Consider the following 24,124-nt stretch of genomic DNA (forward strand, 5'->3'; position numbering starts at 1 on the left):
GTCACTTGAATTGATCTTAGAACTCGCAACATGCGGCTATGACTTTTGCGACCTGCTCGCGCTTTAGCGTCGGCCCAAGCGGCAAGCTGAGAACCTCGCGGTGAAGTCTCTCCGAGGCGGGAAGCGACAGATCGTGGAGGTCCGGATAGGCCTTCTGCAGGTGCGGAGCAACTGGATAGTGAATCAGCGTCTGGATGTCTCGGGATGCGAGATGACGCTGCAGCGCCTCGCGCTGCTCGCATTGCACGACGAAGACATGCCAGACGTGGGTGGCGGGATCTCCCGCGACGAAGGGAAGCGTGATCTTTGGATTCTTGATGCCATCCAGATAGGCAGCGGCAATTCGCCGGCGTGAAGCGATTTCGTCGTCGATGTATTTCAGCTTCACGCGCAGCATGGCCGCCTGGATCTCGTCCAGCCGGGAGTTTATGCCCTCGCATTCGTGGTAGTATTTGACTTTCGAACCATAGTTGCGAAGCGCGCGGAGCCGCTCGGCCAAACAGTCATCATTCGTCAGGACCGCGCCGGCGTCACCCAGCGCGCCTAGGTTCTTGGTCGGGAAGAAGCTGAAAGCCGCCGCGTCGCCGAACGCGCCGGCCTTTACTGCGCCGAGCATCGCACCATGGGCTTGTGCGGCATCTTCAATGAGCAAGATATCTCGCGCCCGCGCGATCGCGGCCAGTTCCGGCATGGCCGCCAATTGTCCGTAGAGGTGCACAGCCATGATGGCGCGCGTCTTAGGACCTATCGCTCGCGAAACGCCTTCCGGATCGATGTTGAAGGTCCGCGGATCCGGCTCGACGAGAACCGGCTTAAGGCGGTTCTGCGTGATCGCCAGAATGGTCGCGATGAAGGTATTGGCGGGCACAATGATCTCGTCGCCCTCGGACAGCCTGCCGAGCGCGATATAGGCACGCAATGTCAGGATCAGCGCATCGAGGCCGTTCCCCACGCCTATGCAGAAGCGAGATCCGCAGTAATCTGCGAATTCGCGCTCGAACGAGCTCAGCTCCTCGCCGAGGATATACCACCCCGACTCGATCACGCGCGACGCAGCAGCCTTGAGCTCCTCCATATACGGCGCATTGGCTTCTTGCAGACTGAGAAACATCACGGTCATTTCAGATCCATCTCATAAAAGTCGTGAACGATACCGCGCCCTCCGAAGCCTTCCTTCTGTGCCACCAGGCCCTCGTTGAGAAAGCGCCCCGATTGCTCGGTCGAAATTCCGAAGCTGAAATAACGCCGATCCGCATATTGGTTGTTGACGAGCTCGGAGATGATGAGATCGAGCGCGCCGTTCGCACGCCCTTGCTCGCACGAACCCAAATATTGCGTGTGCACCGAGCTTCCGAAATCGAAGATGAGCGCCCCTGCCTGGAGCTGCCCGTCAACCCTTGCCTCGTACAGGACGATCTGATCCGGAAAACGCGATTTCAGCAATTGTAGTTCAGGCAACGTGTGGACCACCTGCCTGCCGCGATCGCTAGCCTGCTCGCATAGCAGCTCGTGGAAGGCATCGAGCTGGTCCGACGCGGCAACGACGAGGTTCGCCTTCCTGGCCTTGTTGATCGTCCACTTCCGCCCCTTCGAGTATTTCGGAGCCTTGCCGATCTCGACGACCGACGCGATGTCGCGGCGCTGCAATCGCGCGCCCATCCGGAACAGCGCGTAAAGGTCTTCTTCGGATGGATAGCGGTGAAAAACGTGGGGCACCGCCTTGTAGATCATCTTGTCCCGCCCAGCGGACGAATAGTGCGATGCGATCCTCTCAAAGGCTTCCAACGTCGACGTGGCTCGCATGTCCGTCGTCGCGAGCAGCCCGCCGTAGGTCAGCCCCCCGTGACTGCTGATCGTGTCGCCGTGCAGGCTGGCCGGAAACACCGCGCAGGGCTCGCCATCCTGCAGAACGATCAGCGACTGATCAACGAAGCGATCCGAGTGGTAGTCCATGTAGGAACGAAGGTGCAGGAAATTACCCGTTCTGGACTGCAGAACGATTCCATTCCAGGCAGCCTCGTCCTGAGCCGAGTATGATCGAACGCTGATCATTCTTCCTGTCCATCAGCCCTGGCCGAGGGTACCTTTGGCGCGCGCGAGGCCAAAGCCGTCGGCGCCCATGTCGTTGCCATTGTAGAACATCAGGATGCTATCACGATGCTGAATCAGGGCTGGGTAGCACAGGGTGCGGGAATCCCAACCTGAAGGGCTCAGCGAGATTCCGACGTCCTCGTCCTTGCGGACCCACTCAATCCCGTCAACCGAATAGGCCATGCCGGGCAAATAGTCGCCTGACCTCGTTCCATAGGTGAAGTACATGACATAATTTCCACCGATCCTGTAGATGCGGGGGCGCCCGATCCGGTACTCGCTGCCCATCGGCCTGAGGCATTCGCGCCCGAGCCGGGGCAGCTCCAGCAGATCCGGGCTTTCGACGTAGCGAATGTGATATTGAGGATACGGCTTGCCGCCGATGTACTCCCATCCATCCCCGCAGGCAAACCAGATCTTCCATCGGCCCTGGTCGAACATCGCCGAATGCACGGCGCCAATCGTCGTCTGTCCCGGTCCGCGATCGAGGATCGGCGCCTCGGACACTCTGGCGAAGCTTTCACCACCGTCGGTCGACTTTGCCAGCCCGGTGAAAGCGAGGAACTTCGCCTTGGCGACCAGCTGAAATCCGACATAGAACATGTAGATGCCGTCTGGCCTCGGGACGACGTCTCCCAAAATGACCCCGTTGTCATCGAAGCAGCCGTCCCGACCGACATCAAGGACCGGCCGGCGGGATATTCCGACTGTCCTGGATGCGTCGGCAAGCACATCCACATAGCCGATGCGACTTACACCTGACCCATCCCTGAACCCCGCATAAACGCGAATGGTGTCGTCATTCAGACGCATCGGCGTAGGCGTGAGCGCAGAGTTCGCCATCCAGCTTCCGACACAATGGTCGGATGCTCGAAAAATCAGCCCTTCTTTTTCCCACTTAAGCATCCGGGCCACTCAGGTTTCGGTGTCCTGGCTCGACTTGCCGGGGACCGCGCGCGCCGGCATGGTCGCATAGATCTTGTCGGGGTCGGTGTCCTTCGCTATCAGCGCACCGGACCCGATCACACAGCGCGGTCCGATCGTTATGTGATCGTTGATGGTTGCATTGACGCCAAGAAACGAGCTCTCGCCGATATTGCAGTACCCGGAAATGACGACGTGAGAGGTGACGAACACGTTGTCGTTGATGACTGTGCGATGCCCAACATGATTTCCACTCCAGAGCACGCAGTTGTTGCCGACGGTGACGAAGGGCTGAATCACGTTGTTCTCGAAGATGAAAGTATTTTCCCCGATCTTGGCGTTGCGCCACACGAAGGCCCGCGAGCTGACATAGGTTGCGAACCGATACCCCTTCTGTTTGGCATCGCTGTAGAAGCGTGTGCGCAAGCGGTTCAGCTGCGTGGAAGGAATCGCAACGAAGATGTCGTAATCCGCGGGCGGATAGCGATCCACGACTTCGCCATAGGGAACGATCGGAAGCCCCTCCAGCTCGGGAGTCTTGATGAACTCCGCGTCCACAGAGAAAGCCGCAACTTCGTAGTCGGAATCGTGGGAAAAGTACTGGAACGCAATCTCGGCGAACTCTCCTGCTCCGACGATGACGAGGCGCTTCATGATTTTCTCTCCTGTTTGGCGAGCGTGCAGAACTCCTGATAGTCACGAACATAATCGGCTGGATCATAGAGCTGGTCTGCAAGCACCATCAGTACGCAATCGGAGCTGAATTCGGACATCTCGCGCCAGACCATGCTTTCCAAGAGCAGGCCGCGATAGGGATTGTCGAGCGTGACCTCTGTCACCTTAAAACCGTCGTCCAAATGGACCTTTACGCTTCCTGAAACCGCGATCATGATCTGCTTCAACTGACGGTGCGCATGATAGCCGCGCCGGACCTGGGGCCTGGTATCGAAGAGGTAGTACACGCGGCGAATCGTGAAGGGAATGTTGCGCCCCTCTTCGAGGGCGACCAACATTCCACGCTCATCTCCATGCCTGTCGAAGTCGACGAACGTGACTTTCATCCCCCCAGACTTCTCCTGAAAATACATACAAATTCGACCTTTACAGAGTTTCTCCCCCTGGTCAACGTAGCGGGTCGGGGCTGGAATATGCTGCAAAACGGCTCCTGGATGAAAGCCTCTTGAAGCGACGCCCGCGACGAAACAGAACAAGGTCGTCAGCCCGAAACGGCTCGGCAGGCATACAGAGTGTTCGTAGCACGCAGCCGAAGCGATGCAATTCTAGGATGAGATTGCCCTATCTCGTCTGATCGGAATTCGTCCAGCCAACGTGCCGCCATACTTCGGCGCAACAGATACTTCCTATTACCTTTTGGCGATCGGGCCACCACGCCCACGGACCCGACCCGCATCCTGTTTTGTGCAGCTCACTGCCCTTCTGGCAGTGAGAGACCGTCGCGAACTTCCGCAGCGCATTCAGGTCACCGGTACATATATGACACTGCCGAGACTGTCACGAACTTGATGACCTGAGTTATGCGCATTTTGATCCTCGATCCCGACTATCCTCGGTTCCTCTCCTGGCTCGACGAGCGCCCAACAAGGACTTGCAAAAGAGCCTTACGCGGCGCAGATGGGGCTCGGAACTCCACCGTTTGGCGTTGATGATTTCTACTCGCGCAAGTTCGCGGGCGTTGGGTACGTCGCCGCCGAGATCCGCGTCAACAATCCCTGTACGCGGACGGCCAGTCACGCGAGCACGGCCTCACCGTCGCCGAGCCGCCTCTGCCGAATGCTGCAACGAGCCGTAGCACCGTTCAAGCCAGTGCTGCGACCGCTCGAGCGCAAGGCCGGGCTTTGCCGAAGCGGAGAAAATCGAGCTCGCGCAGGTCGAGGATTTCAAACCTGATCTCGTCCTCAACCAAGATCTGTTCCACATCGACACGCGTCTGGCGCGCAGGATCAAGCAGATCTGCCGCCCTATCCTGACCGGCCAAGTTGGCATCTCGCCCTTGCGCGGTCGGGACAGGTCGGTCTACGAGCTTATGATCTCGCAGATGACGGCCATCGTTCATTACTTCCACGCCCATGGTGCGCGCGCCGAGGTGGTTCATCTTGCCTTCGAGCCCGTCGTCCTCGACACCCTGCCCGCGCCGCGCTTTCGCAAGTTTTCGACGTTACCCTCGTCGGTGCGTCTCGGCGGATCACTAGATCCGCGTTGCGCGGGCGGTTTCGTACGACCGGCCAACTGCAGCTGGCGCAATTTGCCGAAAAGATCGCCTCTGGATGGGAACAGTCGCCCATGAACAGCTTAAGAGTCGCCTCGCACTCATGCTGCAGTTGTCGCTCGATCACGCCGGTATGATGTCCATTAGACGGGAGCGCACCTTCCTGATCGCAAGTGGACTGGCAACGATGCTGACGACGATCAACCAGATCACGCATTCAGCGATGAAATGTGCCAAGCCGCCTCCTCCAACCTGAGAGGCGATTACGATGCCGATGCCCCATCCTGTCGATACGATGGCGATGGCGATTGCGGCGAGAAAGATGACGTGCCCCATGGGGCGTTGCAGCGTCTGCCATAAAACAACCCGCGCAAGCAGGCCAAGCTGAATGGCAAGATCACTGATTACAATGGCCAGAGCGGCGCCGAGCGGGCCGAGCTTCGGAATCAACACGAACGACAGCACCAGGAAGAGGACGAGCTGCAGCAGCTTGGTACGGGCCAGCAGCGCCCCACGATTGCTGTGATAGGCGAACACCAGTGCGAGCAGCGAGGGCGCGACCGCGACGGATCCGAACAGCAGTGTGATCGCGAGCGGTCCGTCATAAGGAATTGTGCCGTGCGTCCATAGCGCGAAAAAATTCGCCCAGAACGGCAGCAGACCTCCGACGATCAGGCTGGCGATCGTCGTCACAAAGACCGATCCCCGTGCATAAAGCCGCCGCAGCCGCTCCCTGTCCCTGACAGCATAGTCGTGCCCCAGCTCTGAGGCGAGAGGCATGCTCAATTGTTGACAGAGTCCTCGCAGAAGTGTCGCAATCACCCGCGTCAGGCCCCATTGAGCGACTTCGATGCGATCGACGACGAGCGAGCTCACCAGCAGGACAGGCAGATTGACGAGTGCGAGTTCCGTGAAGCTGCCGGCAGCGAATGGCAGCGCGAGGCCGAGTTGACCGAGACCCCATCGCCATGACCGGCCCCGGCGAGGCGTGGCGCCGCCGCGACGCAGAAACGGAAACAGACGCGGCGCATCGAACACGATAAGAAAACCGGCGAAGACAATCTGTGCAGAGACAAAGGCGACCGCCACCGGGAGAAGATTGCTGAAAACAACAAGCGCGATCACTTGGGCGATCTGGCTGACCAGGAGCGCCATGTTCTGCAGCCAGACCACGCGACCATAGTGACCGCGCACTCGATAGAGACCCGAACTCAGGTTGGCGGGTATCGTTAGAAGCATACCCAGCATCATCACGAGCATCGCGGCGTCAAAGTCGGCCGTCGCGTGAAATCCGAGTACCGCGGAGGGACGCCAGAGTTGCGCGGCCCCAACAAGCCCTGCCCCCAGCACGACGACGACAGAGACGTAGATTCTCAGCATGCTGGCGTAAAAGCGCGCCGTACGTCCATCGCAATCAGCGCAGGTCTTAAAGGCAAGAAAGCGGTTCACGGCGCGCAATTGCAGTCCGGCGTCGGCCATAACCACAAGGCTTCCGGCCGCACAGACGGCGAGCCAGGCCGCCAGGACATCGGCCGTCCAGATATGCAGGAACACCGGAATGAGGACCAGCTGCTGAGTGAGGCCAAGCAGGATCTGTACCAGATTTGCCGACCAGGCCTGAATGAGTCGCCGCAAGCGAGTCGGATCGTCCGGCACAGCGGCGTCCGCCATCGTCTCCTGCCGGAACGGCGCGTCGTTCAAGATCGCCCCTCTCGAGGCCGCACGGAATGAGCTGGTCCGCGGGCCGAATGTCGACGCTGTCGGGGCGTCATGCTGGGTTCGTCGCAAGCTCAAACATCTGCCCGATCAGCCCGTTGCGCTTGTTCCGGCAATGAGCTTTCCGGCGATTAAGATCCGGGTTTGTATCCGATGCAATGACCCTCTTCAACTTCGAAGAGCTGATCAATGCTTGCGTTGGAGGGGGGCGCCTAGGTGACCAGATGCCAGCCGCCGTTGGCGTTAATGGCTCCAACTTGTCCACTCAGCGCGATCTGGGTGCCGTCCATTTCCCAGGCCGTCAGGACATGGGTTGTATTGTTCTGAAAAAGGATGTCCGATTTATTGTCGCCGTTGATATCCTCCAGCCGTGCATAGCTGTCACCCGAAGCCGCAATCCCCACTTGCGGAGCAGCGATGATCTGGGTGCCGTTCAATTCCCAGACAGCGACCCCGTGAGTGTTGTCATTGAACAACATCAGATCGGACTTGCCATCTGCATTGAAGTCGCCAGTGTCGGCAAAGCGCCAGCCGGCGAAGGCACTAATCGTGCCGATCTGCGGGTTCGCGGTCACCTGCGTGCCTTCCATGAGCCAAACTGCGACACCATGCGTGGCATCGTTGAGCAAAAGCAGGTCCGACTTGCCATCGCCATTGAAGTCGCCGACGTTGGAAAAGCGCCAGCCAGCGGAGGCGCTAATTGTGCCAATCGTTGTCTCGCTGGTGACTTGGGTGCCGTCCATGAGCCAGACCTGGAGAGCATGCGTCGTATCGTTGAGCATCAGGAGATCAGTCTTGCCGTCGCCATTGAAATCGCCGGTCGAGGCAAAATGAAATCCAGAGGCCATGGTGCCGACCTGCGGGTTGGCAAGGACACTGGTCCCGTTGAGCTCCCAGACTGCAACCCCCTTGTTCACACTGTTGAGGAGCAGCAGATCGGACTTCCCATCGCCGTTGAAATCGCCGACGTCGGCATAACCCCAACCTCCAAAGGCGCTGATCGTGCCGACTGTTCCGGCTGCGCTGATCTGCGTACCGTTCATGAGCCAGACCTGGGCATCATGCGTGCTGTCGTTCAGCATGAGCATGTCGGTCTTGCCGTCGCCGTTGAAATCGCCTTCTTTTGCGAAATGAAATCCTGCAGCCATGGTCCCGACCTGTGGATTAGCCAGCACTTGGGTGCCGCTCAACTCCCACACCGCTACGCCCGAAATGCCGTCATTCAGAAGCAGCAGGTCGGTATTGCCGTCGCCATTGAAGTCTGGAGAATCGGCGGCGACGTGACCGACAGTAGGCGTGACGACGCCTCCGTTGGTAAACGCAGAGCTTGCGATGAAGCCATCGGTGAACTGAAAGTATTCGATTCCCGTCAGTGTGTCGGTGCCATCTGGCGAGCCGGAACGCTGATCGGCGATCGTGAAGGTCTGAGTCGCTAAATTGTACGATATGGCATAGCTGGAGCTACCGCTCGAGTATACCGCCGTATCGGTGCCGAAGCCTCCTACTATCGTGTCATTGCCACTGCCTCCGTTGATCGTGTCGTTGCCGCCGCCGCCGTTCAGCGTGTTGGCGATGGCGTTGCCGACGATGGCGTCGTTGCCGGATCCGCCGACGGCGTTGTCGATGTAGGAGCGTGCGTCGCCGCCATAGAGATAGGCGTTGTAGACGTTGCCCGCCGCGTAATGGCCGTCGCCGAGATAGGCCAGCTGCAGGGAGGAGAACACCGACGAGGCGCCGGGGTTGAGATTGATGCTCAGGTTGGTCGTGTAGTTCGACAGGTCATAGGTATCGACGCCGCCGCCATCCCAGACCGTCTCGTAGACGCGGTTGGCCGAGCCGCCGATGCCGCCGCCCGGCGCGAGCTGCCCGACACCGTTGATGAACTCCTGTCCCGTGGTCGGATTCCAGGTGTAGACGGTGCTGCCGCTCTGGGTCGTGTAGTCCGCGCCGTACATCGTCTGCAGCGCCAGGATATCATTGGCCATGTAGGTCTGCGAATATCCGTACGCCTCGTTGGTGTACCCGCCCGTAGTCGAAGCGCCGACATAGCTGCGATAGCTCATGACGGTGTATTCGCTGTCGTCGTGCGCGCTCGGCACTGCGACGTTGGCCGGACCACCGGCTTCCTGACTGTGCTTGAGACCAATGGCATGGCCAAGCTCGTGCAGCGCGGTCGCGAAGTAATAATTGCCGAGTTTAGCCTGCGAATAATTGTACTGAGTCCCGAACCAGATATCGCCGCCGGACGCATAATTGCCCGGATAGTAGGCGTAGGAGGTCGGGTTAGCCGCCGGCGACTGCGCGATCATGATGTCGGCGCCGTTCGTACCCGCGAACTGGATGTTGGCGTTGGTGTAGCCGTTGATCAAACCGATCGCATAGTTGATCGCCGCCTGCATTTGGGTCGGCGCCGCGGCGAAGCCCGAAGTAGTTGGCTCACTGCTGCCGCCGGGGTACGGATTGGGGTAGTCGCTGGGTGAATCCGGAAAGCTGTAGGTGATCGTGCCCGACCATTTGTACCCCGACAGCAGGCCATCGATGTCGGCGTTATTCGTCTTCGTGACCGTGACAGCGGTAGCCAAAGGGGAAACTCCGAATCAGCGAGCCCCGTCCTATTCGAGGCGTTAACAGATGATTGTAGCTAGAGAGCTGAACGTTTGGTTTAAATGGGGCAAGACCATCGGACCTCTACCCGCATTCGACCCGTAATCTTACGGGACGCGAATAAGGATCTCGGCTCCTGGAACCCCGTGATTTACAAGATTTTATGGAACTACGTTTACTCCCGGCCTGTCTGTTTGGCGCATTAATCGCGCTTGTTGGACCGCCCCATTACCCCCTCGGAGGACTGCCTGCCATGGCGGAGAAGGCCAAGGCCCACGATAACGGTAGCAGGGGGCGCGCGCCTTCCATGCCCATGGCCCGCGATCCTGCCGCTGCGACGGCGGAGGAATACGAAGCCGCCCGCCGGAAGGGAACGCGGGAGGCCCTTGAGCTCTTCATCGCGCGGCACGGCGATGATCCCCTGGCCGAGCAGGCGCGTGCCGAGTTGAAGCGCCTGTCCCGCTGATCTCACAGCACCGCATCAGGCATGGCATTTCGGCAGGCGACATGGGCGCGGCCCCGGGCTTGCCGCTTGATCTTTCGGCACTATGGTAGGCCCGCAATCTGTCCCGGAGCCTTTCACGATGCCGTTCCCGCATGCCTCGGAAGCCCTGTCGCGCTTTACCGTGCTCGATCTGACCCGCGTCCGCTCCGGGCCCACCTGCGTGCGGCAGCTGGCGGACTGGGGCGCCAATGTCGTCAAGATCGACGCGCGGACCGAGGATGCCGGCGGCGAGCAGCCGGGCGGGCCTCGCCGGGGTTCCGACTTCCAGAATTTGCACCGCAACAAGCGGGCCATGACGCTGAACCTGAAGGACGAGCGCGGGCTCGCCGTGTTCAAGCGCCTCGCCGCCAAGGCCGACGTTGTGGTCGAGAATTTCCGGCCCGACGTGAAGAGGAAGCTCGGCATCGACTATGAGAGCCTTGCCGCAATCAACCCGCGGATCGTCTATGGCAGCATCTCCGGCTTCGGTCAGGATGGCCCCTATCACAAGCGGCCCGGCTTCGATCAGATCGCGCAAGGTATGGGCGGGCTGATGTCGATCACCGGCGCGCCGGGCGAAGGGCCGATGCGGGTCGGCATTCCCGTCGCCGACCTCACCGCGGGCTTGTTCTGCGCCATGGGCATCCTCACCGCGCTGCTCGAGCGCGAGGTGTCGGGCAAGGGCCAGTGGGTGCAGACCTCGCTGCTCCAGGCCCAGATCTTCATGCTCGACTTCCAGGCCGCGCGCTGGCTGATGGAGAAGGAGGTCGCCAAGCAGGCCGGCAACAACCACCCGACCAGCATCCCGACCGGCGTGTTCAAGACCTCAGACGGCTACATCAACATCGCCACCACGGGCGGGCGGATTTGGGAGCGCTGCGCGCAGGCGATCGGCGCACCGGAGCTCTATGCCCATCCCGACTATGCGACCGCCCCTGCCCGCTCCAAGAACCGCGACGCGCTCAACGCCGAGATCGAGAAGCGCACCGTGACGAAGCCGACCGAGACCTGGGTCCGCGAGCTCAACGAGGCCGGCGTGCCCTGCGGGCCGATCTACGCCATCGACCAGATGTTCGAGGACGCGCAGGTCAAGCATCTTGGCATTGCGCAGGACGTGCCGAACGACGAAGGCCGGCATATCCGCCTGGTCGGCCAGCCCGTGACGCTGTCGCGCACGCCGAGCAGGATGGTGGCGCGGCCGCCGGAATTCGGCGAGCAGACCGACGAGGTGCTGAAGGAGTTCGGCTTCGGGCCCGACGAGATCGAAAGCTTAAGAAGAGCTTTTATCGTCTGAGGCGCTCTCTTGCTTGAGCTGCGATCTTGAGCGCATGGAATCGCGTTGCCATGCAAACCAATCGAGGGACTATGGACAGCGGGCTTAGCTCATTTACGGTAGACAAGAAGTGGTACAGTTGGGTCCGAGATTTCCGGCGCTTTCCGACCCTCTTGAGCTCAACAACAACGAGCGATGTTCTCGCCGTGATCGCGGTCGCATCGCTACCGTGGTCTACAACCGTCACCTCAATCTTCAGCGCTCTCTGGGTACTTAGCGTGTTCCCAAGGATCCGACTCGAAGAACTTGCTTATTTAGTAGGCCGCTCCAAAGCGGGTTTTGCGGTGGCCCTATTTGCAATAGCCGTGATAGGCACTCTGTGGGCGACTGACGTCTCTTGGACCGCTCGACTACGAGGCGTAAATCCCACGCTAAAGTTTCTTATGATGCCGTTCTTAATCTACTACTTTCGAGAGTCATCGCGCTCATTTTGGATAGCCTTGGCATTTCTTGGATCTTGCACTGTTCTCCTTACCTTGTCGTGGGTCACAGCGTTTGTGCCGAATCTCACCCCGACGGCAAGTTTGCAGCCCGGTGTCCCTGTAAAGAATTACATTGATCAAAGCCAATCGTTTGCGTTGTGCGCTGTGGTTTTAGCTTGGCCAATTTCTGAGTTGATCAAAGAGGGAAGGATCCATTTGGCGTTGCCTCTGCTCGCGCTATCAATTGTATTTCTTGCCAATCTGACTTTCGTGGTCCTCGCGCGGACAGCTCTAATATATGTGCCGATCATGCTGTTTGTTTTCGGAGCGTTTTATTTGCCGCGCTCACTTTTTTATGGAGCGATTGCATTTTGCATATTGCTTGCAGGGTCTGCGTGGTTTGCCTCACCCAATCTACAAAATCGAACGAATAGTATCCTGCTCGAATATTCAAAGTACGGTGCCGGTAATGATATAACCTCTGCTGGATTGCGACTCGAGTATTGGCGCAAGTCGGTGGGGTTCGTTCGAGAAGCTCCTGTCATCGGGCACGGCACAGGATCTACCCAAATGTTATTCGATCGCGCCGCACTGGGGCAAACCGGGCTTGGCTCGGAAACGATCAGCAATCCACACAATCAAACTCTCAGCGTAGCCGTGCAGTGGGGACTAATCGGGTGTGTCGCCTTGTACTCAATGTGGATTGGTCACCTTAGCCTTTTTCGGGGTTCCGGCTTTTATCCATGGCTGGGCTTCATTGTCGTGGTGCAGAATGCAGTCAGCTCGCTATTCAACTCGCACCTTTTCGATTTTGTGCCGGGCTGGATCTATGTGATTGGCGTTAGTCTTGCAGCAGGGAGGATCATCCAGCAGAACGACGAATCTTCCGGACGATCCCTATCGAGAAGAATAGAAGACCAGAATGGAATGCGCGCTTTCTATTCCGAGAACGTGGGTCACGGAATCGTTCCTAGGTAACCGCCGGAACTCAGCCAGGGTCGATTTGGAGGCAAGCAGAAGACAGACTGTTAGATTCCAGACAGATCAGGAAAGCTCGCTTTCAAGCGCATTCGCAAACGCGAGAGTTCTGTTCGCAGGACAGTCACGAAGCTTGTTTGTCCATTGGACGAGGCAAATGGTGTAAGCGCTCTTCTTGACGCAGCCTTGCGCGCGTGGGGGGCATGTCGCTGTTTGGATGACGTCGACCATACAAGCGAGCAAGTCGCCTACGTAGCGGATCGACTGGGTCCCGGCTCTGCGCAGCAGCGTGAGAACTGCTGCGCGTCCGGGACACCAAGGCTAACAGGCAGCGTTGATCGGTCTGCCTAAGCCTCCCCAATCATCGAAACACGTCCGGGAACGGGCTTGGGAATCTTTCTGAAGGTCGTAGCGCATAATCGGCCGCGAGGCGCCATCCTGCGATGTCGGCGGATCTTTCACAACGTTCGCACGATAATTCCTCGCCTTGGAGCAACCATCGCCCTCGCGCGAATGAATTTTTGGAGGCTTTCTTGAGACATCGCGGACAAACCAACGGTAAGTGTCGGGCCCGCCAACGCTGCAGCAATTTAGAAGCCATTTGACTTCCCTCTGGGAGATACGCAAACTTGCGTATAAAACTACATTAGAAACTGACTTTTTGTACATTGTCAGAACAGAGGGATGGGTGGCCCTCGTAGCCTGGATCATCTTCTCCGCGATATTTCTGCCGCATTCGCCGAGCGAAAGGCGACCACGCAGGCAACCCTGGCTGCGCACACTGGCTCGACCAGCACCGCAATCAATATACTGTAATACCCAAAATGCAATCAGCACGAGAGCGATAGCCCAAGCAACAAGAATGGTTTCAAGCATCACGAATCCAGCTCCGCGGCGCAGAGGATGTACCCGAGAGCGCAGTTGTCAGAAGAACGAGTAGCTCACAAGCGCGGACCAACGTGGCGATAGCCTAACGAGCCATGTCGTCACACACGATTCCTTAGCGATGTAAAAGCCCTCGATGCGGCTCTTTCCGAAGCCTCCGGCCTCCTTGGCAAAGCGTTTTTGCCAAATTCCAAATTGCAGTCCGTGAAGGAGTTCGCGATTGCGCGCGCCTGGTCATGCCGAACCAACAGCCGATGGAGGACGAGCTATGTTGTCTCCCAGTATTCGGCAGTCCTTCCACCGGCGCGTACAGACCTCTGACCAACATCAACATCGATACCACGGGTGGACGAATCTGGGAGCGCTGCGCCTGGACGATCGGCACACCGGAGCTCTATGCCCATCCCGGCTACGCGACGGCCCCTGCCCGCTCCAAAAACCGCGACGCGCTCAACGCCGAGATCGAAGCGCACCGTGACGAAGTCGACCAAGCCCTGGGTACGCGAGTTCAACAAGGTCGGCGTGCCCTGTACATCGACCAGAAGTTCGAGGACGCACCAAGTCGCAGCATCTCGGCATCGCCCAGGAGTGCCGAACGAGGAGGGCCGCCATTATCCGTCTGGTCGGCCAACCCGTGACGGCGGTACGTCGAGCAGGATGGGCGGCGCGACCGCCTGAATTCGGCGAGCAGACCGAGGAGGTGCTGAAAGAATTCGGCATCTGTGCGCGCGAGATCGCAGCGCTCAGGGAAGCGAAGGTGGTTTGCTCCTGATCGACCCCAGCCGAGCTCGCCCCTCACCGGAGCTGCTCGGCCTTCGTACCGCAGCCGGCAGGAAGCCGCGATGCCGGAAATCCGCCCAGGAGCCACCAAAGCTCGCAATTCTTGCGGTTTTCACGTGCTATTGGTTCGTATAGAAGACCTGGAATGCGAGGAGAGCTCCTCCCGTTCGGAGCAGGTGAATGAAAGTCGTAATTCTTGCGGGAGGCCTGGGCACCCGAATCGCGGAGGAGACCAGCACGCGGCCGAAGCCGATGGTGGAGATCGGCGGGCGGCCTATCCTGTGGCACATCATGAAGATCTACAGCCATTATGGCTTCCATGATTTCGTGATCTGCCTTGGCTACAAGGGCTTCATGATCAAGGAGTATTTCGCGAACTACTTCCTGCACATGTCCGACGTGACCTTCCACATCGCCGAGAACCGGATGGAAGTGCATCGCGAGACGGCCGAGCCGTGGCGGGTCACGCTCGTCGACACCGGCGAGGACACCCAGACCGGCGGCCGGCTGAAGCGGGTGTTGCCTTACGTCGCGGACGAGCCCTTCTTCGCGTTGACCTATGGCGACGGTGTCGCCGACATCGACCTTGCCGCCGAGATCGCTTTCCACAAGGCGCACGGGCGGCGCGCCACCGTTTCGGTGGTGCGGCCGGCCAAGCGGTTCGGCGCGATCGCGATCGAGGGCGACCGGGTCGTCAATTTCGAGGAGAAGCCCAATGACGACGGCGGCTGGATCAATGGCGGATTCTTTCTGTTGTCGCCGTCAGTCGGCGAGCTGATCGCAGGCGACAACACGATTTGGGAGCGCGAGCCGATGGAGCAACTCGTGCGCGGCGACGATCTGCGCGCCTATGTGCACCACGGCTTCTGGCACCCGATGGACTCGCTGCGCGATCGTAACTTCCTCGAGGGTGAGTGGGCCGGCAACCGCGCCAAATGGAGGGTGTGGTGACGGATCCGGCATTCTGGCGCGGCAAGAAGGTCTTTCTCACCGGCCACACCGGCTTCAAGGGCGCGTGGGCGTCGCTGCTGCTGCGCCGACTCGGAGCCGACGTCTACGGCTATGCGCTGCCGCCGACACACCAATCCGCGCTGTTCGTCACGGCGCGCATCGCCGACGACATCAAGCACCGCGTTGCCGATATCCGCGATCTCCGCGCCTTGCGCTCCGCAATGGCGGAAGCCGAGCCCGACATCGTCATCCACATGGCGGCGCAAGCGCTGGTGCGTCCCTCCTATGAGGAGCCGGTCGAGACCTTCGCGACCAATGTGATGGGCACGGTGCACGTGCTGGAGGCGGCACGGCTTCTGCGCTCGGTGAAGGTGATCCTGAATGTCACCAGCGACAAATGCTACGAGAACAACGGCATGGGCGCCGCATTCGGCGAGGGCGACCGGCTCGGCGGTGACGATCCCTACAGCAACAGCAAGGCCTGCGCCGAGTTCGTGACGCATTCCTACCGCCACAGTTTCTTCAACGCAAAGGGGGCGGCGCGCGTCGCCACCGCGCGGGCCGGCAACGTCTTTGGCGGCGGCGACTGGGCGCGCGACCGCCTGGTGCCCGATGCGATGCAGGCGTTCCTGGCCGGTGAGGCGCTCCGCATCCGCAATCCCAATTCGGTGCGGCCCTGGCAGCACGCGCTCGACCCGGTGCTCGGCTATCTCTCGCTGGTCGAGCGATTGGCGGGCGATGAGCGTTTCGTCGGGGGCTGGAATTTCGGGCCGGATACCGCAAGCGAGGTGCCGGTCGGGACCGTGGTAGATCGTCTGATCGCGCTGTGGGGCGATGGGGCGCGGTGGACGGCCGATGCCGGCCCGCATCCGCACGAAGCCGCCTATCTCAGGCTCGACTGCGCGAAGGCGCGGAGCGAACTCGGCTGGACGCCCCGGCTCGATCTGGCGCAGGGCCTTCGCCTGACCGTGGATTGGTACAAGGCGCTGCGTGAGGGCCGGGACCTGCGCAGCTTCTCGCTCGATCAGCTCGACCAGGTCGCCGCGCAGGCCTGATCAGCCCGGCAGATCGAGGATCTCGGCAATGCGGTCCTCTGCCGACACCGCATGCTTCAGATACTCGCTCGACAAGACCGCCAGATAGGATTTGAGCAGGACGACGAGCACGAGGATGGCGCGCTCGACGTCGGGCGAAAGGCCGGTTCGGCCGAAGGCGGCCTCTTGCAGGAACGGCCGGTTCTCCATGAAGGTCAGCCAGTACAGGTAGTCGTAGCCGGCGATGCCGCGGAATGCATCTTCCCAGTCGATGACGCGCCGCGCGGCGCCCTGGAGCATGATGTTCTTCGGCCCGAAATCGCCGTGACAGAGCGCTTCGGGCAAGTCCGCGCGACGATCTTCGAGCAGCCCGATCAGCCTGCGCACCTCGGCCGCGCTGGCCTGCTTCAGCAGGCCGCGGCTCGAAAGCGTCTTCAGTGCCTCTGCGGCGGACGTCAGATAGTGATCGAACGAGGCAAGTCCGCCCGGCTGCCAGTCCTTGAGCCGCTCACTGCACGCGCAGGCCATTGCGGCGGCATCAGCGGGCGGCATTGGGGCGGCCTGCGGCACCAGCGTGGGCATCATGAGGCAGAGCCGGGCCACTCCGTCCGCGAGCGGGATCTCGAAACGGTCGAGCACGATCGTGTTGCCATAGAGCTGCTCGAGGATGTCGGCTTCCTTGGCAAGGCTGGCGCGCGCGCGCGTGCCCGGCAGATGCGTCTTCAGAAACCGCTTTTCGCCGGCGATATCCGCGTCAAAGCAGGCACCAAGCGTGCCGCCGGGCGCCGGCGCAACGGCGACGTTGCGGCCGAGGGATTGCAGATGCTGTAGCAGCGCGGGCAGGAGGCGCGCGCGGTCGGCGGCGATGTCGGGGCGGTCGTCGGTTTCGAAGAACGCGATCTTACTCAGCACGATAGAGCGGGCTCAGATAGTCGATCCGGTCGTAGCCGAAATGACGGGCGAGTGCCGCGGTGCCCTGTGCGATCTGTTTGCGCTCCTCGTCCGAGAGCTCCTGGATCACGGCCTGGTTGTAGTCCTTGGTGCTCTTGAGCACGGTTCCCCAGGGCGCGATGGAGTCCTTGATCTCGACGCCGTTCCAGCTCGGATAGAGCATGGAGTCGGCGAAGGGCACGCCGATGAATCCGGCCGCCTCGGTCATGAACTTGCGCTTGTCGTCGACGAGATCCTCGTAACGGAAGATCCGCACGTTCTCGGGGTACATCCTGGCAAACATCTCGACCGTCGAGTGATAGATGTTCCAGGTGATCAGGTATTTGGTCAGCGGTTGCGGGAACGGGCGGCGCTTGGTGTCGCGGTAGGCCGAGAACGGATTGCGCACGATGTGCAGGATGCGGACGTTGGGAAAGTCGCGCACCATGCGATCGGCGTCGATCCCGATGGCGGGCGAGTAGCCGACATGGACCATGCCCGGCCGCGGCTTGACGTAATAGTTCTCCCAGGCCGCGAAGGTCGCGCGGAAGAAGGCTTCGATCACCTGGCGGCGGAAGATCGGCGGCTCGCCGACGATGCGGGCGAACTCGGCGACCCGCTTCTTCTCGTCCATCACGCAGTCCGCATCGCGGAACTTGGAGCCGTTGCGCTTGCGCAGGAAGGTTTTCAACTCCTCGTCGATCATCTGCTCGTAGAGCTCGACCGCCGTCAGCCCCTCCGGGAATTCGGGATAGCGGTACTGAACGCGCTCGACCGAGGCCAGGAAGTCGTTGAAGTTGCGGTTGCCGAGCTGGGATTCGAAGGGATAGACGAGCAGGTCGGGATGGCCGTCGAAGTGGCGATGGGTGACGTTTCCGCCGTGCTCGAAGCCTGCGGAAACCATGGCCAGCCTGAAGTCATTCATGCGTCTACCCCTGCGTCGTCGAACCTCGATCTGGCCCTCCGTTTAGCCGCATGGGCCGGATAATCAAGTTCGGATCGCCCTTTCGGCCATGGGGAACGTGGCCCGGCAGAGGCTTGCCGGAAGCGGGACATTGACGGGGCCGGGGTAGCTGATCTACCCGGGGCTTATGCGTGTTTTTGCCACCGGCGCGAGCGGTTTTCTGGGCTCCTATCTCGTTGCGGACCTCATGGCGCGGGGGCACGAGGTGGCCGTCCTGTTGCGGCCGGCAAGTTCCTATTGGCGCCTCGGGCCGCTTCATGATCGGCTGCACGTGATCCCGGGCAGTCTGGAGCATCCGGAGGGGCTGCGCGGAGCGCTGGGGGCGTTCGCGCCGGACGCCGTCGTGCACATGGCCTGGCGCGGCGTCGCAGGCAGCGATCGCAACAGCCCGGTTCAGGCCGTCAACGTGGCTGACACGGTGGGCCTCGCCCAGCTCGCGGCCGAGGCCGGCGCCAGGATCTTCGTCGGAGCCGGATCGCAGGCGGAGTACGGACCCTATGATCGTCCGATCCGGGAGGACGACGCGCCACGGCCGACGACATTGTACGGCATGGCCAAGCTCGCGGCCGGATCGATGGCGATGCGCCTGTGCGAGGAGCGCGGGCTGCGTGCCGCCTGGCTCAGGATTTTCTCGACCTACGGCCCGAAGGATGCCGATCACTGGCTGATTCCGAGCATGATTCGGAACTTGCACTCGGGACATCGTATGGCGCTGACGGCCTGTGAGCAGCGCTGGGGATTTCTGCACGCGCGCGACGCCGCGAGCGCCTTCCGGCTGGCAATCACGCATGAAGCGGCGAGCGGCATCTTCAACGTCGGCAGCGCGGACGCCCCGCCGCTGCGCGAGACGGTGACGCGGCTGCGCGATCTCGTCGACCCCGGCGCCGCTCTCGGCTTCGGCGAGTTGGCGTATCGGCCCGATCAGGTTATGGTCCTGGCTGCGGACGTTTCGCGCATGCTTGCCTTGGGCTGGAAGCCCGAAGTGCCGTTGGATCAGGGACTACGCGAGACGGTAGAGTGGCATGACGCGACCAAATCTTCCTGAGCCGAAAGAATTCGCGCGACGGATTCGTGCGCACGCGTTGCGCATGGTGCATGCCGCGAAGGCCTCCCATATCGGCGGCTGCCTCTCGATGGCGGACATCCTGGCGGTGCTCTACACGCGGATCCTGCGCGTCGATCCCGCCGAGCCGCAAAGCCCGAACCGCGATCGCTTCGTGCTCAGCAAGGGCCATGCCACGGCGATCATGTACGCAACGCTCGCCGAGTGCGGTTTCTTTTCTCTGGCCGAGCTCGACACCTATTGCCGCGACGGTTCGATCTTCACCGGGCATGTCAGCCACGCCGTGCCCGGCGTCGAGGTTTCGACCGGCTCGCTCGGCCATGGCCTGCCGATTGCAATCGGTATGGCGCTGGCCGCACGAAATGCGGGTGCGGGCAGCCGCGTGTTCTGCCTGCTCAGCGACGGCGAATGCGACGAGGGCTCGAACTGGGAGGGCATCCTGTTCGCGCCCCATCACAAGCTCGACAATCTCTGCGTCATCGTCGACTTCAACAAGATCCAGAGTTTCGGTTCGGTCGCCGAGGTGTTGAACCTGGATCCGTTTGCCGAGAAATGGAACGCGTTCGGCTGGCAGGTCGAGGAGATCGACGGCCACGACCTCACTGCGCTCGAGCGTGTGCTGGGGAGCGTACCCGCGGCGTCGGGTCGGCCGACCGTCGTGATCGCCCACACGGTGAAGGGCAAGGGCGTGAGCTTCATGGAGAACAAGCTCGAATGGCACTACCGCTCGCCTTCGGATGAAGTGCTCGCGCAGGCGCTGGCCGAGGTCGGCGCATGAGGACGACGTTCATCGAGAGCCTGTCGCAGGCGGCGAGCGAAAACCCCGACATCTGGCTGCTTTGCGGCGATCTCGGCTACTCCGTGCTGGAGCCGTTCGCGGCGAAGTTTCCCGATCGCTATCTCAATGTCGGTGTTGCCGAGCAGAACATGGCGGGGATCGCCGCCGGCATCGCCCTGTCGGGCAAGACCGTCTTCATCTACTCGATCGGCAATTTCCCGACGCTGCGCTGCCTCGAGCAACTCCGCAACGACGTCTGCTACCATGGTGCCGACGTCAAGGTCGTGGCGGTGGGTGCCGGCTATGCCTATGGCAGCCAGGGCTACACCCACCACGCGCTCGAGGATGCGGGGATCATGTCGATGCTGCCGGGCATCGAGGTGTTCGTGCCCTGCGACCCCATGGAGGTGCGGGCTGCGACGCGTCTGATCGCAGGAAGCGGCAAGCCCTCTTATCTGCGGATCAGCCGTCAGGGGGAGCCGAATCTCGGCGCGGCTGTGACCGATCTGCGCAAGCCCAGGGTTTTGCGTGAGGGACGGGAGGTCGTTATCCTCGCGTCCGGGCCGATCGCCTCCCGTGCGCTGGAGGCCGCCAGCGAACTCGCCGAGCGCGGCAGGGATGTGGGCGTGGTCAGCGTCTCCTGCCTGAAGCCGCTCGACGAGGTCGCGATCCGCGACGCCGTGCGCGAGGCCTCGTTCATCGTGACGCTGGAAGAGCACATCCTGCGCGGCGGCCTGTTCAGCCTGGTGGCGGGCGCGTTTGCCGGCGATGCCGTCCGGCCGCCGATTACGGGCATGGGTATTCCCGAGCAGGGGGGGAAGACGTCAAGCGCGGGGTCGCGCGAGGCGCTGCTCGATGCCGCGGGCGTCTCGGCTCAGGCGATCGTCGCGCGGATCGAGCAGTCGATGGCGAAGCGCTGACTCTTCCTGCGCGTCACGCGCCGGGCGGCGGTGAGGGATCGAAATTGACGCGCTCGCGCTCGAACACCACCGGCTTCGCGCGCACCTGCCCGTAGATCGCGAGAACGTACTCGCCGATCATGCCCATGAAGAACAGCTGCACGCCGCCGAAGAAGAACATGGCGACGATCAGGGTGAGGATGCCAGGTTCGGCGAGCTTCTGATAAAGGACGAGGCCGATGATGAAGTTGACGATCGCGTATGCAATGCTCACCGCCGAGATCAGAAAGCCCGCGAACAGGCCGAATCGGACCGGCGCGGTGGTGAAGGACACCAGCCCGTTGAGGCCCTGGTCGATCAGCGCGCTGGCGCGGTTCTTCGAAAACCCCTTCTTGCGCTCGCGCCAGGTGTAGGGCACGCCGATCATGCGACCGCCGCATTCGAACGTCATCATTCGCATGAATGGATAGGCGTCACGGACGTGCCGCATGGCCTCGACAACGCGCCTGTCAACCAATTGGAAGTCACCGACTCCCGGAGGCACCTTGAGCTCGGAGAATCTGGTCAGCACGCGGTAGTAGGCGTTGCGGACGCCGCGCATCAGCCGCCCTTCCTCGCGCACCGCGCGGATGCCGTAGACGATCTCGTAGCCGGCCTCCCACAGCTTGACGAAGTCGGGCAGCAATTCCGGCGGGTCCTGGAGATCGGCCGGCATGAACAGAAGCACGGCATCCCCCGTCGAGGCCATCACGCCATTGAAGGTGTTACGCAGCGGACCGAAATTGCGTGCATTGACGATAATTCTGACGTGGGGGTCGGCGGCTGCGATCTCTTTCAGGATCTCGACTGTGCGGTCGTCCGACGCGTTGTCGCAGAAAATGTGTTGGCGGCGATAGCCTGGCAAACGATCGTGGAATACTTTGCGGATCGCCTCGTAGCAATCCCGAACGTTCACCTCCTCGTTGTAGCACGGTGTAACGATACTGAGTGTCTTCACTATGGGATCCTAGGACCGCTCCAGGGGCTGTCATCGTGGTAAGGGCAGCTTCGAGGCAAGGCACGACGAAAATTCAGGAGACTAGACCACCGCAAGGCTAAGTATGCAAGCGCCGCGACTGTTGATCGAGCGACGCTTAACCTGTGCAGGCGTCGCTGCCTGGACCGACCCGAATTCGAATGACGCGCCTCGGCAATTCCAGAGATGGCTTGTTATGGGCTCTTTGTTGTGGGACACGCTCCGATGAGCCGTCGAGCACGATCGTCGGCGGATGGAAACCGTTACGAGAGACCCTCTGACATGCGCAAGCCCCCTCTGAAATCGCGCGCATCGACGACGCTGTTCTGCATGGTCGCCATCGTCCTCATCCTCGGCCTATGCAATCTCCAGTTTGGCGAGCTGGTTCCTGCCGGGGGAGGGTTTGGATGGGACGGAGTCACCTACGCGGAGATGGTGCGTAGGCTTGGTGCCATGATCGCCGACGGCCAGCTCAGCCGATATTATTCACAGCGGATTCTTCCCTCGCTGATCGTACGGTCGGCGCTGACGATCTCGGGAGCTGAACTGTCTAATCATAACATCATCCTCAGTTTCCAAATCCTCAATCTGCTGGCCCTGGTGATCGGCACCGTCGTCTGGAAGCGAATGACAGACATACTGTCGATCGGACCCAACGGCCAGTGGATCGGTTTCGCCAGCCTCTTTCTGAATTACTTTGCAACAAAGCATCTCGCCTATGCCCCAGTCACCACCGACTCCTTGGGGCTGCTGGTCAACCTATCAATGCTGTGGTTTTTTCTGGAAGGCTGGCCGGTTCTGCTCCTCATTGCGACAATCGCAGGTTCTTTCGTCTGGCAGCTGGCCGGCTTGTACGGCGCCATTCTGCTGATGTTCCTGAACCAGAATTTGCCGGCCATCGACAACGTGCAGTTGCCCGCCACCATCGCGGGTTGGTGGCGAAGCGATCGGCGGACGAAACGGAGCTTCGTGCTCTTCGCCGCGATTGCAGCGCTGGCAGTCTTGATCATTGTGTTGTCTGAGCTGCCCGGCGCAGTAGCGCGCGGCTTCACGGTTCACGAAGCCGCAATCTTTTTGACCGGCGCACCATCCCTGGCGATCGTCGCGCTGGCCATCTGGATTCTCTTAGGGCCCATGTTGCTGGGGCGATCTCCATTAGCGCTGCTCGCGAATGTGCCTCTGCGCTATTTCGTGCTCGCAGCCGTCGGCATACTGATCCCGCAGCTTGCATTCACGACGCTCTCGAATCCGGATGCCCCTAATCCAAGCGGCGTGCTGTACGTGCTGAAGTTGATCGTATTTCCTATGACCGGGAGAGGGAAATTTCTGATGCCCTTTCTCGCGGCCACCCTGCTTTGGGGACCAGCCGTGTTGGTGGTGATACTCAGGTGGGAGGCGGTGAGTTTGGAGTTGCGAAGGCTGGGTCCGGGCCCTGCCGGCGTGGTTGCAGCAACTCTGCCGCTGATCTTGGTGACTGAAGCCCGCTTCATACTCGGCGCTTGGCCGAGCCTCGTCCTGGCACTCGCTCTTGTCCTGGATAGGTCCGGCACATCGAATTTCTTCCGCTATCTATTTGCCGCTCTGACGCTGCTGAACACCCAATTGTGGATCAAATTCAATATCGGTCCGTGGGAGGGTAACGATTATGCCGATCTCACAGAATTTCCGAAGCAGATGTTCTTCCTTCACTATGGGCCCTGGATGGGCTGGCCGGCCTATCTGGTGCAGCTTCCCTTGGTCCTCATGGCAGGCTGCCTGCTCTGGATCGCAATGCGCGGGAAACGCACCCCGTCAAACGTCTTTGGCTGAACTGGAGGTCGCCCGCAGAAGCATTGGCGGTCGTTGCAGCCGTTGGTTGTAGGGATGAGTTCGAATGCCGCGCGCGAGCCAGCATCGCTGCGGCGAGCGCCCCCCGAACAACTAAAGAAACGAGTGCCTGGTTTTGCGCGCGCTCGAGGAGCCAAGCAATGTCCCACCGAATTTCGGATTGCGAGCACGAGAATCGAGAAAGCCCGGCGACAGGCCGGGCTTTGCTTGTTGTTGAGA

Annotated in this window: 21 protein-coding genes; 10 read left to right on the forward strand and 11 right to left on the reverse strand. The window is 60.9% G+C overall.

Annotated features, from left to right (window positions below; all coding sequences use genetic code 11):
- Positions 1-16: 16 nt before the first annotated feature.
- The 8 genes from RAD10_RS33085 to RAD10_RS33120 form a co-directional block, all read right to left on the reverse strand.
- The gene (locus RAD10_RS33085; protein ID WP_461620693.1) at positions 17-1,120 is read right to left on the reverse strand and encodes a DegT/DnrJ/EryC1/StrS family aminotransferase; all 1,104 of its coding nucleotides are present in this window, start codon (positions 1,118-1,120) and stop codon (positions 17-19) included.
- Positions 1,117-2,052, reverse strand: coding sequence for a GNAT family N-acetyltransferase (locus RAD10_RS33090; RefSeq protein ID WP_461620694.1), 936 nt, complete (start codon positions 2,050-2,052; stop codon positions 1,117-1,119). Before RAD10_RS33090 ends, RAD10_RS33085 begins: the two co-directional genes overlap by 4 nt.
- Before the next feature lie 12 nt (positions 2,053-2,064).
- A complete protein-coding gene (locus tag RAD10_RS33095; RefSeq protein ID WP_461620695.1) occupies positions 2,065-3,006 on the reverse strand; it encodes a glucosyl hydrolase in 942 nt (313 codons plus the stop codon).
- Positions 3,007-3,669, reverse strand: coding sequence for an acetyltransferase (locus RAD10_RS33100; RefSeq protein ID WP_461620696.1), 663 nt, complete (start codon positions 3,667-3,669; stop codon positions 3,007-3,009).
- Positions 3,666-4,076, reverse strand: a complete 411-nt coding sequence (locus RAD10_RS33105) for a sugar 3,4-ketoisomerase (protein ID WP_461620697.1) — start codon at positions 4,074-4,076, stop codon at positions 3,666-3,668. The genes RAD10_RS33100 and RAD10_RS33105 overlap by 4 nt, the downstream gene beginning before the upstream one ends.
- A 755-nt stretch (positions 4,077-4,831) precedes the next feature.
- Complete coding sequence (locus RAD10_RS33110) at positions 4,832-5,128, reverse strand: hypothetical protein (RefSeq protein WP_461620698.1); 297 nt, start codon at positions 5,126-5,128, stop codon at positions 4,832-4,834.
- Positions 5,129-5,365: 237 nt separating this feature from the next.
- On the reverse strand, positions 5,366-6,943 hold the full coding sequence (locus RAD10_RS33115; protein ID WP_461620699.1) for a polysaccharide biosynthesis protein: 1,578 nt from the start codon (positions 6,941-6,943) through the stop codon (positions 5,366-5,368).
- 227 nt (positions 6,944-7,170) lie between these two features.
- Complete coding sequence (locus RAD10_RS33120) at positions 7,171-9,540, reverse strand: FG-GAP-like repeat-containing protein (RefSeq protein ID WP_461620700.1); 2,370 nt, start codon at positions 9,538-9,540, stop codon at positions 7,171-7,173.
- Positions 9,541-9,815: 275 nt separating this feature from the next.
- Between RAD10_RS33120 and RAD10_RS33125 the strand changes: the two genes are divergently transcribed.
- The 6 genes from RAD10_RS33125 to rfbG all read left to right on the forward strand — a co-directional run bounded on the left by RAD10_RS33125 (position 9,816) and on the right by rfbG (position 16,450).
- Positions 9,816-10,028, forward strand: a complete 213-nt coding sequence (locus tag RAD10_RS33125) for a hypothetical protein (RefSeq protein ID WP_461620701.1) — start codon at positions 9,816-9,818, stop codon at positions 10,026-10,028.
- A 118-nt stretch (positions 10,029-10,146) separates the two neighbouring features.
- Positions 10,147-11,340 carry a CaiB/BaiF CoA transferase family protein gene (locus RAD10_RS33130; RefSeq protein WP_461620702.1) on the forward strand — a complete coding sequence of 398 codons (1,194 nt, stop codon included), beginning with the start codon at positions 10,147-10,149 and terminating at the stop codon, positions 11,338-11,340.
- A gap of 536 nt (positions 11,341-11,876) precedes the next feature.
- The gene (locus tag RAD10_RS33135) at positions 11,877-12,779 is read left to right on the forward strand and encodes an O-antigen ligase family protein (RefSeq protein WP_461620703.1); all 903 of its coding nucleotides are present in this window, start codon (positions 11,877-11,879) and stop codon (positions 12,777-12,779) included.
- A 1,121-nt stretch (positions 12,780-13,900) separates the two neighbouring features.
- Positions 13,901-14,302, forward strand: a complete 402-nt coding sequence (locus tag RAD10_RS33140; protein WP_461620704.1) for a hypothetical protein — start codon at positions 13,901-13,903, stop codon at positions 14,300-14,302.
- A gap of 322 nt (positions 14,303-14,624) precedes the next feature.
- Entirely contained in the window at positions 14,625-15,395 is a 771-nt protein-coding gene (gene rfbF / locus RAD10_RS33145; RefSeq protein WP_461620705.1) for a glucose-1-phosphate cytidylyltransferase, read from the forward strand.
- Positions 15,392-16,450: a CDP-glucose 4,6-dehydratase gene (gene rfbG / locus RAD10_RS33150; protein WP_461620706.1), complete on the forward strand. Its 1,059-nt coding sequence runs from the start codon at positions 15,392-15,394 to the stop codon at positions 16,448-16,450. Before rfbF ends, rfbG begins: the two co-directional genes overlap by 4 nt.
- On the opposite strand, the gene RAD10_RS33155 is transcribed toward rfbG, so the two are convergent.
- Both RAD10_RS33155 and RAD10_RS33160 read right to left on the reverse strand, forming a co-directional pair.
- Entirely contained in the window at positions 16,451-17,341 is an 891-nt protein-coding gene (locus RAD10_RS33155; RefSeq protein WP_461620707.1) for a phosphotransferase, read from the reverse strand.
- A complete protein-coding gene (locus RAD10_RS33160) occupies positions 17,331-18,284 on the reverse strand; it encodes a sulfotransferase family protein (RefSeq protein ID WP_461620708.1) in 954 nt (317 codons plus the stop codon). Before RAD10_RS33160 ends, RAD10_RS33155 begins: the two co-directional genes overlap by 11 nt.
- 166 nt (positions 18,285-18,450) lie before the next feature.
- Between RAD10_RS33160 and RAD10_RS33165 the strand changes: the two genes are divergently transcribed.
- The 3 genes from RAD10_RS33165 to RAD10_RS33175 are packed head-to-tail and all read left to right on the forward strand — an operon-like array spanning position 18,451 to position 21,084.
- Positions 18,451-19,368, forward strand: a complete 918-nt coding sequence (locus tag RAD10_RS33165) for an NAD-dependent epimerase/dehydratase family protein (RefSeq protein WP_461620709.1) — start codon at positions 18,451-18,453, stop codon at positions 19,366-19,368.
- Complete coding sequence (locus RAD10_RS33170) at positions 19,346-20,164, forward strand: transketolase (RefSeq protein WP_461620710.1); 819 nt, start codon at positions 19,346-19,348, stop codon at positions 20,162-20,164. Before RAD10_RS33165 ends, RAD10_RS33170 begins: the two co-directional genes overlap by 23 nt.
- Positions 20,161-21,084 (forward strand): transketolase family protein, encoded by a 924-nt coding sequence (locus RAD10_RS33175; RefSeq protein WP_461620711.1) that lies wholly within the window; start codon positions 20,161-20,163, stop codon positions 21,082-21,084. Before RAD10_RS33170 ends, RAD10_RS33175 begins: the two co-directional genes overlap by 4 nt.
- A gap of 13 nt (positions 21,085-21,097) precedes the next feature.
- Here RAD10_RS33175 and RAD10_RS33180 read toward each other — a convergent pair whose 3' ends face one another.
- Positions 21,098-22,060, reverse strand: coding sequence for a glycosyltransferase family 2 protein (locus RAD10_RS33180; RefSeq protein WP_461620712.1), 963 nt, complete (start codon positions 22,058-22,060; stop codon positions 21,098-21,100).
- Between the two features lie 300 nt (positions 22,061-22,360).
- On the opposite strand from RAD10_RS33180, the gene RAD10_RS33185 reads away from it, so the two are divergent.
- On the forward strand, positions 22,361-23,887 hold the full coding sequence (locus RAD10_RS33185) for a hypothetical protein (RefSeq protein ID WP_461620713.1): 1,527 nt from the start codon (positions 22,361-22,363) through the stop codon (positions 23,885-23,887).
- Positions 23,888-24,124 lie beyond the last annotated feature (237 nt).

Source organism: Bradyrhizobium sp. 23AC, assembly GCF_054863025.1.

What these genes read in the sequence shown, in the direction of transcription:
- RAD10_RS33085 (WP_461620693.1), bottom strand. Translation starts at nt 1,120, where the DNA reads ATGACCGTGATGTTTCTCAGTCTGCAAGAAGCCAATGCGCCGTATATG.
- RAD10_RS33090 (WP_461620694.1), bottom strand. Translation starts at nt 2,052, where the DNA reads ATGATCAGCGTTCGATCATACTCGGCTCAGGACGAGGCTGCCTGGAAT.
- RAD10_RS33100 (WP_461620696.1), bottom strand. Translation starts at nt 3,669, where the DNA reads ATGAAGCGCCTCGTCATCGTCGGAGCAGGAGAGTTCGCCGAGATTGCG.
- RAD10_RS33105 (WP_461620697.1), bottom strand. Translation starts at nt 4,076, where the DNA reads ATGAAAGTCACGTTCGTCGACTTCGACAGGCATGGAGATGAGCGTGGA.
- RAD10_RS33110 (WP_461620698.1), bottom strand. Translation starts at nt 5,128, where the DNA reads ATGAACCACCTCGGCGCGCGCACCATGGGCGTGGAAGTAATGAACGAT.
- RAD10_RS33125 (WP_461620701.1), top strand. Translation starts at nt 9,816, where the DNA reads ATGGCGGAGAAGGCCAAGGCCCACGATAACGGTAGCAGGGGGCGCGCG.
- RAD10_RS33130 (WP_461620702.1), top strand. Translation starts at nt 10,147, where the DNA reads ATGCCGTTCCCGCATGCCTCGGAAGCCCTGTCGCGCTTTACCGTGCTC.
- RAD10_RS33140 (WP_461620704.1), top strand. Translation starts at nt 13,901, where the DNA reads ATGCCGAACCAACAGCCGATGGAGGACGAGCTATGTTGTCTCCCAGTA.
- rfbF (WP_461620705.1), top strand. Translation starts at nt 14,625, where the DNA reads ATGAAAGTCGTAATTCTTGCGGGAGGCCTGGGCACCCGAATCGCGGAG.
- RAD10_RS33160 (WP_461620708.1), bottom strand. Translation starts at nt 18,284, where the DNA reads ATGAATGACTTCAGGCTGGCCATGGTTTCCGCAGGCTTCGAGCACGGC.
- RAD10_RS33165 (WP_461620709.1), top strand. Translation starts at nt 18,451, where the DNA reads ATGCGTGTTTTTGCCACCGGCGCGAGCGGTTTTCTGGGCTCCTATCTC.
- RAD10_RS33170 (WP_461620710.1), top strand. Translation starts at nt 19,346, where the DNA reads ATGACGCGACCAAATCTTCCTGAGCCGAAAGAATTCGCGCGACGGATT.
- RAD10_RS33175 (WP_461620711.1), top strand. Translation starts at nt 20,161, where the DNA reads ATGAGGACGACGTTCATCGAGAGCCTGTCGCAGGCGGCGAGCGAAAAC.
- RAD10_RS33185 (WP_461620713.1), top strand. Translation starts at nt 22,361, where the DNA reads ATGCGCAAGCCCCCTCTGAAATCGCGCGCATCGACGACGCTGTTCTGC.